Below are 1,134 nucleotides of genomic sequence, written 5' to 3'. Positions count from 1 at the left end.
CTTGAGCGCCTCTCGGGGCTGAGTTCGGAAGAGGCCAAGGAACAGCTCATCAGAACCATGGAGAGCGAGGCCCGCCATGATGCCGCCAAGCGCATCAAGCAAATTGAGGACGAAGCCAAGGAGACGGCAGACAAAAAAGCCAAGGAGATTCTTGCGCTGGCCATTCAGCGATATGCCGGAGATTATGTCGCCGAGAAGACGGTCAGCGTTGTGCCGCTGCCCACCGACGAGATGAAGGGGCGGATCATCGGGCGGGAGGGGCGCAATATTCGGGCAATTGAGGCGGCAACCGGCATCGACCTGATCATTGATGATACGCCGGAGGCGGTAATCATCTCAGGTTTCAACCCCGTCCGCAGGGAAGTTGCGCGACTGGCCCTGGAGCGACTCATTACGGATGGACGCATTCACCCCGCCCGTATCGAAGAGGTAGTCAATAAAGCCGCCCTGGAGGTGGATGAGGCTATTCGCGAGGCGGGAGAGCAGGCGACGTTCGATGTTGGGGTGCACGGCATCAATCCCGAGATCATCAAGCTGATCGGTCGTCTCAAATATCGGACGTCGTATGGGCAGAATGTTCTCCAGCATTCCCTGGAAGTCGCCTTCCTGTGCGGGATCATGGCTGCCGAGCTCGGCCTGAACGTAAAGCAGGCCAAGCGGGCGGGTCTCCTGCACGATATCGGTAAGGCGGTGGACCATGAGATCGAGGGCTCTCATGCCGTCATCGGCGCCGACCTGGCGCGCAAGTACGGTGAATCCCCCAAGATCGTCCATGCTCTGGCCGCTCACCACGAGGACGAAAAGCCCGAAACCATGCTGGCTGTGCTGGTTCAGGCCGCTGACGCACTTTCTGGCGCCCGTCCCGGCGCCCGCCGCGAGATGCTTGAAACGTATGTCAAGCGTCTGCAGGATCTGGAGCGCATCGGCACCTCCTTCGGTGGAGTGACCAGTTGTTTCGCCATTCAGGCGGGTCGAGAGATTCGAGTCATGGTTTCCAGCGAGGACGTTTCCGACGCCCACTCTCATGTGTTGGCCAGAGATATCGCCCGCAAGATCGAGGATGAGATGACTTATCCCGGTCAGATAAAGGTCAACGTCATTCGGGAGACCCGGGCCATCGAATATGCGAAATAA

1 protein-coding gene is annotated in these 1,134 nt (G+C 59.0%); it reads left to right on the top strand.

Annotation, left to right across the window (positions count from 1 at the left end; translation table 11 throughout):
* Positions 1-1,134, top strand: a 1,134-nt coding sequence (gene rny, locus DTF_RS0117735) for a ribonuclease Y (RefSeq protein ID WP_027716409.1), incomplete at its 5' end; no start/stop codon positions are given.

This window comes from Desulfuromonas sp. TF, from assembly GCF_000472285.1.
Classification (GTDB): Bacteria; Desulfobacterota; Desulfuromonadia; order Desulfuromonadales; family ATBO01; genus ATBO01.
Note: the sequence above shows the minus strand (reverse complement) of the source record. Positions and strands in the feature narration are given on the sequence as shown.